The 6,977-nt window shown below is 65.9% G+C and carries 8 protein-coding genes and 1 pseudogene; 4 read left to right on the top strand and 5 right to left on the bottom strand.

Going from position 1 to position 6,977, the window contains the following annotated elements:
• The 4 genes from AB4118_RS33880 to AB4118_RS33865 form a co-directional block, all read right to left on the bottom strand.
• Positions 1 to 497: DsrE family protein (locus AB4118_RS33880; protein WP_441493878.1), on the bottom strand; the 497-nt coding region annotated here is incomplete at its 3' end.
• A gap of 148 nt (positions 498 to 645) precedes the next feature.
• Entirely contained in the window at positions 646 to 1,302 is a 657-nt protein-coding gene (locus tag AB4118_RS33875; RefSeq protein WP_441493877.1) for a hypothetical protein, read from the bottom strand.
• Positions 1,299 to 2,339: a TAXI family TRAP transporter solute-binding subunit gene (locus AB4118_RS33870; RefSeq protein ID WP_441493876.1), complete on the bottom strand. Its 1,041-nt coding sequence runs from the start codon at positions 2,337 to 2,339 to the stop codon at positions 1,299 to 1,301. Before AB4118_RS33870 ends, AB4118_RS33875 begins: the two co-directional genes overlap by 4 nt.
• Positions 2,340 to 2,420: 81 nt before the next feature.
• The gene (locus AB4118_RS33865) at positions 2,421 to 4,463 is read right to left on the bottom strand and encodes a coiled-coil domain-containing protein (RefSeq protein ID WP_441493875.1); all 2,043 of its coding nucleotides are present in this window, start codon (positions 4,461 to 4,463) and stop codon (positions 2,421 to 2,423) included.
• 119 nt (positions 4,464 to 4,582) lie between these two features.
• Here AB4118_RS33865 and AB4118_RS33860 point away from each other — a divergent pair, with 119 nt between their 5' ends.
• The 4 genes and pseudogenes from AB4118_RS33860 to AB4118_RS33845 all read left to right on the top strand — a co-directional run bounded on the left by AB4118_RS33860 (position 4,583) and on the right by AB4118_RS33845 (position 6,397).
• Positions 4,583 to 4,996 carry a DEAD/DEAH box helicase family protein gene (locus AB4118_RS33860; RefSeq protein ID WP_441493874.1) on the top strand — a complete coding sequence of 138 codons (414 nt, stop codon included), beginning with the start codon at positions 4,583 to 4,585 and terminating at the stop codon, positions 4,994 to 4,996.
• Between the two features lie 55 nt (positions 4,997 to 5,051).
• Positions 5,052 to 5,321 (top strand): annotated as a pseudogene (locus AB4118_RS33855) (integrase core domain-containing protein); the annotation flags it as partial.
• Between the two features lie 417 nt (positions 5,322 to 5,738).
• Positions 5,739 to 5,987 carry a hypothetical protein gene (locus tag AB4118_RS33850; protein ID WP_441493873.1) on the top strand — a complete coding sequence of 83 codons (249 nt, stop codon included), beginning with the start codon at positions 5,739 to 5,741 and terminating at the stop codon, positions 5,985 to 5,987.
• Positions 5,988 to 6,157: 170 nt separating this feature from the next.
• The gene (locus AB4118_RS33845) at positions 6,158 to 6,397 is read left to right on the top strand and encodes a DUF7696 family protein (protein ID WP_441493872.1); all 240 of its coding nucleotides are present in this window, start codon (positions 6,158 to 6,160) and stop codon (positions 6,395 to 6,397) included.
• A 63-nt stretch (positions 6,398 to 6,460) separates the two neighbouring features.
• On the opposite strand, the gene AB4118_RS33840 is transcribed toward AB4118_RS33845, so the two are convergent.
• On the bottom strand, positions 6,461 to 6,706 hold the full coding sequence (locus tag AB4118_RS33840; protein ID WP_441493871.1) for a hypothetical protein: 246 nt from the start codon (positions 6,704 to 6,706) through the stop codon (positions 6,461 to 6,463).
• Positions 6,707 to 6,977: the final 271 nt, after the last annotated feature.

Below are 6,977 nucleotides of genomic sequence, written 5' to 3'. Positions count from 1 at the left end.
GGCCTGACATAGGTCCAGCCTTTCTCCTGCAATTCCATGACGCGCACGACGCCGGATTTGACCAGCGTCGCCTCGGGGATCAGGCCGATCTCCTTGTTTTCCGTCTTGCTCATGTTCTCCTGGGTGTTGCCGCAGGCCTTGAATGAGATCGACGGCGTGCTCGCCGTGATCGCCTTGATCCGTGCCTTCACCGGCGAGGTATCCTCACGCAGCATGTGCAGGCCAGGACCGAACGTGACGATCTCGATCTCCACCTTCTCGCCGAGGTCCTTGTAGTATTGCGCCACGTTCGTCGCGTTGTTGAGCGCGAGATTCATCGTCGCCGGCTCGTTGGTGTTGACCTGCAGGATGAGCTGGTGCGGCTTCTTTTCCGCCGCGGGTTTTGCGGTCTGCGCCGTCACCTGCTTCTTTGGCTGCGCCAGCACCGGCGGCACCACGATCAGCAACGCTGCGAGGCCGGCCAGCGAGACCCTCATGGCCTTGGCATATCCAGTCATGATCTTCATCTCCCGTGGTTTGCGACGACGTGGGCAAAGGCTTGGGCGACGGCTCGGACGAGGACGACTTGAGCGCGGACGTTGGTCGCGGACGACTTAGGCAAGAAGGCTTGGGCAAGAAGGCCTGGGCAAGAAGGCTTGGCGAAGACTACGGGTTCCGCGGCCTGGCGATGGCGCCCGGCCAGTTGCAGGCTGCGGCGACCTTCTCCCGCACCCGCTTCAGCCCGCCGAGCGCAAAGGTGCCGTCATGGGCAGCGCCGACACGCGGGGCGAGACGAATGGCGAGGTCACCCTCATCGGGCAGCGCCAGCAGGAGCTGCGCGATATCGCCCTTGAAGGCGACGCCGGTGCCGAAGGACGGCGGCCCCGTCGCGAGCTGCACCGGCGGGCTGTCATTGACGCGGTAGGAGATGGTGTAGTCCGTGCCGCCCTTGGCGAGCGCCGGGCCTGTGACGACGAGCTCGGTGCGGCCGCCGCGGCAATGGATGGCGAGCTGGCTCAGCGCGCCGTCGGAACCGGCGCGGGCAGCCGCGGTGGCGGTGACGATCGGGCTATAGTTCACCGGCGAGGTGGTTTCGCTGAGGATCCAGTTGTCGCCGCCCGGCGCAGGTCGCTCCGCGGCCGGCTCCAGGCGCCGCGAGAGCTTGTCCAGGCATTCCAGCCGCTCGGCCGGGCCCATCAGGGAGCAGGAGCGCAGATGCGTCATCGGATCTTGCGCGGGAGCGGGCGTGGGACCGGGTATTCCTTGCGCCAGGGCGGCCCCGCTGGCGACCGCCATGGCGACGGAGAGCGCCAACGCCTTCATTGCAGCGCCCGCGGGGCGCGCGCCTGACGATCGAGCCATTGCTGCGCCGCCGAGAACCGCTCGAGCCCGGGCACGGTCGCGGCCAGGTTGATCGACTTCCATTTCGGGTCGAAGCCCGGCGCCTGGAGCTGGTCGATCCGGTTGAACAGCGTGTCGACGAAACGGGCGACGCGCTGATAGCGGTTGGTCTGGGGCTGCCAGTTGAAGGCGACGAGCGCAGTCGGCACCGAAATGGTCGGGACGCGCTCGCCAGCCTTGATCAGCCCGGGATACTCGCCCGCCTCCAGCACGGCCGGCAGATAATAATCCTCGAATTTGCTGTCATAGGGAACGGAGAGGAACTTGAATCCCGGCTCGAAACGGCCGCGCACGAAGGCATCGACCGGCTTGGAGGTGATGAAGACGACCGCCGCCATCTCGCCCTTGCGCATCTGTTCGAGCGCGATCGGGTGGGGGATGAAGGTCTTCTCGGCGTTGATGCCGAGGCGGCTGAAGATCAGCGGGCCGGAATAGGCGGCAGCCGTGCCCAGCGTGTTGAAATTCACCTTCTTGCCGGCGAGGTCCTGCAGGCTCTGGATCTCCGGCCGGACAAAGATGTGCAGCTCCGAGGGGAAGAGATTGAGCACATAGGTGATCTGCCGCCGGATCTGCGGCATCTGGTTCCTGTATTCGTCCAGCGCGTCGGAATTGATGATCGCGGTGTCGATCCCRCGCAGATAGAGCAGCGAATTCAGGTTCTCGGTGGGCCCCCTGGTCACGATCGGCAGGACATGCAGGTTCGGCCCGTCATCGACGACGCGCGCCATTTCGGCGGCGAAACGCAGCGGTGCCCCCTCGATCAGGCCGCCGGCGAGACCGACGGTCCAGGCATTCATCCGCTCCTTTTCCGCCTCATAGGTCGGCGCGCGCCGCGGCGCAGCCCCGCGCACGGCCTCCAGCCGTGTCGTCTGCGCCTGCAGATCGCCTGGCGGGAGCGCCGGGACAAACAGGGTCAAGGCGGCGACAAGGCACAGGCATCGTCCTGGAAACAGCKTCATTCCCGAACTCCCCTTTGGCATCCCCATTCGGCCATTCGGCCGTCTCCGCCCCCGCCCGGGCGTTTTACTGACGCAARCCGTTCAAGCGCTCCTTCGCCTCCTGGATGCCGCCGGCCTGCGCCTTCGCATAAAGCTCGCGCGCCCTCGCCGCCTCGCCCCGTGTGCCATAGGTCCGCCAGGTCGAGAGGATGGCGGGGTCGTCGAGAGGATGGCGGGGTCATAGGTTTCCGCGAGCATGAAGAACGCCCGGGCGCTGCCGGTTTCCGCGGCGCGCTCGAGCACGATCCGCGCCGAGGCGATATCGCCCTGCCCGATCAGGACGCTGGCGCGCGCAATCAGCCGCGTCGCTTCCGCACCGGCCTGCGCCTCGGTGGCGACCGGCGGCGGCGCAACCGGCTCAGGCACAGGTGTCGCCCTGGTGAGCTGGCTGGGGGCCGGGCTCGCCGGGGCGGGCTCGGGCGCCGCGCGCGCAACGGCCGTCCGCCGCGCCGCCTCTAGATCGCGCGCCATCGCAGCTGCCCTGCCGCGCTCGTCCTGGAGAGCCTGGCGCAGCTCTGTCGCAGTGGTCTCCGCCGCCTGCCTCAGCTGCCCCGCCTCCTCGCTCGCCTTGCGCAGCTCCGCGACCTGCACGCCGGCGTCGCGCTGTGCCTTCGCCAATTCGGCGGAGAGTGTTGCATTGCGGGCGCGCTCCGCGTCGAGCCCCTGGCGCTGCTGCGCGGCGCTCGTGGACAGGGCCTCGCGCGCCGCCGTGACCTGAAGCGCGAGAGCTGCCGCCCTCTCGTGCTCCTGCTTCAGTGCGTCCGCAGTCTTGGAGGCGTCTGCCGTCCTGGCGGCCTCTGCCTGCCTGAGCCCTGCAGCCTCCTCGTTCGCCTTGCGCAGCTCCGCCAACTGCAGTCCGGCTTCGCGCTGCACCTTCGCCAGTTCGGTCGCCAACGCGGCACTGCGGCCGCGCTCCTCCTCCAGCGCCTGGCGCTGCTGTGCCGTGCCCGTCGCCAGCGCCTCGCGCGCGGCTGAAACCTCGGCGGCGAGGGCCGCCGCCTGCCCGCGCTCCTGCCCCTGCGCATCCGCATTGGTTTCGGACTGTGCCTGCCTGAGCCCTGCGGCATCCGCGTTCGCCGTGCTCAGCTGCGCCGCCTGCGTTTCGATTTCGCGCTGCGCCTTCGCCAACTCGCCGGCGAGCGCGGCGCTGCGGGCGCGTTCCTCGTCGAGCGCCTGGCGCTGCTGCGCCGTGCCGGCCGTGAACTCCTGCCGCACCGAGGCAACCTCACCTGCGAGCGCGGCCGCCCGCTCGCGCTCCAGCTTCAGCTGCTCGGCCTCTTCGCCCGCCTTGCGCAGTTGTGCCGCCTGCATCTCCAGATCGCGCTGCGCCGACGCCAGCTGATCGGCCAAGGCGCTGCTGCGGGCATGTTCCGCCTCGAGCGCCTGGCGCTGCTGCTCGGTGTCCGCGCTCAGTGTCCCCCGCGCTGCGGCTACCTCGCGCGCCAGCGCAGCCGCCTGCTCGCGCTCCTGTCCAAGCGAGGCCGCGGCCCTTGCGACCTCCGCCTGCTTCAGTTGCGCGGCGTCTTCGCCGGCCTTGCGCATGTGCTCGGCCTGCATCCCGGCGTCGCGCTGCGCCTTCGCCAGTTCGCCCGCCAGTGCAGCGCTGCGGGCCCGTTCGCCTTCGAGGGCCTGGCGATATTGCGCCGTGCTGTCAGTGAGCTCCTGCCGCGCAGCAGTTCGCGGCACTGGAGGCGGGCTCTTCCCGTTCCGGTCCGGCGACGGGGCGCGCGTCGCGACTTGCGGCCCGGCCTTGCCGCCATCGTCACGCTGAACCAGGCCGCCGATCCAATAGAAAAACAGCAGCGCCGCAGCGACGAGCGCGGCGGCGGAGATCGGCAGAGAGCGGCGTCGCCTCGAGCGGCGCTCCGTGGCGCGATCATCCGGTCCTTCGCCCTCGAGAAGGAAGTAATTGTCATGAGCCAGCGGGTGCCAATGCGTCGGCGTAATCGTGATCGGCTCATCGTTCTTGCCGATCCACTGGCCTGTCGCCGCCAACCAGTGAGCAACGTCATAGATGCCACTCGAATCATCCTCGAGGATGACGGCTGTCCCGTCCTTCGGTGCGGTTTCGATCGCGTTGCGCATTTAATAGACGCCTGTTCAGGCGGTCTTAGCGGACCATGACGTCTCCACTTCACCTGCAAGGAAACGCCAATCCACCCCGTGCATGAAGGTTACACAATATTGTGGAGCTAGGCCACAAGATGCCGGCACTGGGGGCAATCCGACTCAACGAGAGATCCGCTACTCATCTCGCGCCCACCATCGAGACGGCCGATCTGAGCGCCCCCTGGGACATCTGCGTCATCGACGAGATCCAGATGCTCGACGACGCCCAGCGCGGGTGGGCCTGGACGGCCGCTGCCATCGGCGTCAATGCCGAGCATGTCGTCATGACCGGCTCGCCGTACGCTTCCACTGACCGGCGAGCCGCTCGAGATTGTGCGCCTCAAGCGCAAGGGCGAACTCAAACCCTGGATGGCCGTCTCACCCTGGACGACGTCACCACCAGCGACGCGGTCATCGCCATCAGTCGCCGCGAGGTGCTCGAGTATCGAGAGCGCCTCATTCGCGCTGGTCACAGCGTCGCCGACGACATGATGAACGCCATTAGATAGACGTTCACAAGGCCAACCGCCTCTCCTGGAATGCGGCGACGGTCGCGTCTGGGCTCATGCCTTCGAACTCGCCTGTGCCCAATCCGGCATCGAGCATCGCATCACCAAGCCGAAGCATCCCTGCACAAATGGTCAGGTCGAACGGATAAACCGCACGATCAAGGACGCCACCGTCAAGCGCTACCACTGCGATAACCACGAGCAGCCCGAACGACACCTCGCGGACTTCGTCAACGCCTACAACTTTGGCCGGCGGCTCAAGACCCTCAAAGGCCTCACGCCCTACGAGTTATCTGCGAACGGGGGACGATCGAGCCCGAAAAGAAGCTCATGTTTCCCGGGATTTGGTGGTGCAATCTCGACACAGGAATCGAGGGACGCGCTATGGGGCAGGTTCTTCATGGAAGCGCCACGACGACTGAGGCAGTCCGTCGAGCGATACGGGATAGTCAAGAGAGCCTGAGAGCGCTGTCCGATTGGTCCTTCGTTACGAGGACGGCTCGGCTCAAGACCTCCACCAACTGACCAATGCCTTCAGGCGACTGATCGTGCGGTCCCGAAACCGCCCTCCGCTTGCGCCCCTGACCTGGAGCGGCTCCGTTCCGAGTGAAACGAAATTGGAAACCCGGCGGCTCAAACCGGCGGGGCGTCTTCACTGCAATCGGCCTGGGCTTCAGGCTTGAGCAAGTCCGGCAGAGAGGACTAATCTATGGGACCTCGTCCCGAGCGGCAGGAGGGCGGCATGCAGAAGTCTGGCATCGCTGTGACCACCGTCATCGGCTCCGCGCGATCATTCGCGATCGACCTCCCGCTCGAACCGTTCACGCTAAACGAACGCTTGTTCGAGATCGGGCTTTGGTTGATTGAACGCGAAATCCCCCATCAAGCTCGCATTGCCATGGAGCCGGAGCACCGGCGAATCCGCGTGAGTTTTCCCGATGCTGAAGACGCAACCGCTTTCAGGGAGCGGTTCGGCCCCCGCTTCAGCTAGAGGGCGTTCGCTATCCTGCCGCCGAAGAAGTGAAAAACTGGCCAAAGCCGCCAATGTTGAGCCGAATAAACAGCGTTGGGGTGCCACAATGAGCGCCACATCTGAAATCGACATGTCTAGCCGGCCTGTAACCCGCCGGAGATTCGCGGCGGCCAGGCGCGCTCCTCGCGTTGTCTGGTCCCATCTCTTCGGTCGAGAGGTTCTCTCCGAATTCCGGGGAGTGGCGGCACGAATGCGAGGTCGAATATCTGCTCCCCCTCCCAGAGGCGAAGCGCGCCGAAATCCTCGACGGCGTCCCGGGCGCCGTGGACCGCGAAAGCCAAGGCATCAGGGGCATTCGCGGCGAGGGCGTGGTTGCTGCGCTCAAAGTTCAGATCGAGCGACTGCGGCTCATCAAAATGAAGGGCTGAATGTGGGCCTCGCCGCTCCGGGGGTGGGGTAGCGAGGCCCGGCCGTGCCCCCGCGTCGGCGTCTCAGGATTTCCTTCCTCTAATAAGCGCCTCCGACTCCAAGGAGGCCGCCAACTCCTCGTATTCCATGATCCGCTCGGCACGTTCTGACGCTTCCGACCGGGTCCAGAAATCGAGCCCTATCCACGCCAGCTCATTGGCCTCACAGATATCGAGAAAGATCTCATCAGACGTCTGTTCGAAGCCGGCACGCAAACCAGGCAGCCGCAGCATAAGACGTGTCAGTCCACATTTCTGGATCGGCGTCATGGCGCAAATTCAAGTGCGCGTTCCGAGTTGGCCATCCTCCCACCAAGGTATCGGATCCTCTATTGTACTTGAGGGCGATGCCAGGAGAGGAAATAGGGCCCCGCCCTAGCGCAAATCGCAGAGGGTAGGTCGTGTGGCCTTTGAGGGGAACAGCACGCCGTCCAAACGAATGGTACCGTAGTCAGTTCCAGTAGCCGGCTTTATTCCGGCTTGAGGTTCTCGGCACAGGTTTTTCCCGAGCGTTGGTCGGGAACGAGCTCGTAAGCGATTT

Origin of the sequence: Allobosea sp. 2RAB26, assembly GCF_052115465.1 — a bacterium.
In the GTDB taxonomy this organism is placed as follows: Bacteria; Pseudomonadota; Alphaproteobacteria; order Rhizobiales; family Beijerinckiaceae; genus Allobosea.
This window is presented reverse-complemented; position numbering and strand designations above follow the sequence as displayed.

Coding starts and splice junctions, on each gene's coding strand:
- AB4118_RS33875 (WP_441493877.1), bottom strand. CDS start 1,302: ATGAAGGCGTTGGCGCTCTCCGTCGCCATGGCGGTCGCCAGCGGGGCC.
- AB4118_RS33865 (WP_441493875.1), bottom strand. CDS start 4,463: ATGCGCAACGCGATCGAAACCGCACCGAAGGACGGGACAGCCGTCATC.
- AB4118_RS33860 (WP_441493874.1), top strand. CDS start 4,583: ATGCCGGCACTGGGGGCAATCCGACTCAACGAGAGATCCGCTACTCAT.
- AB4118_RS33850 (WP_441493873.1), top strand. CDS start 5,739: ATGCAGAAGTCTGGCATCGCTGTGACCACCGTCATCGGCTCCGCGCGA.
- AB4118_RS33840 (WP_441493871.1), bottom strand. CDS start 6,706: ATGACGCCGATCCAGAAATGTGGACTGACACGTCTTATGCTGCGGCTG.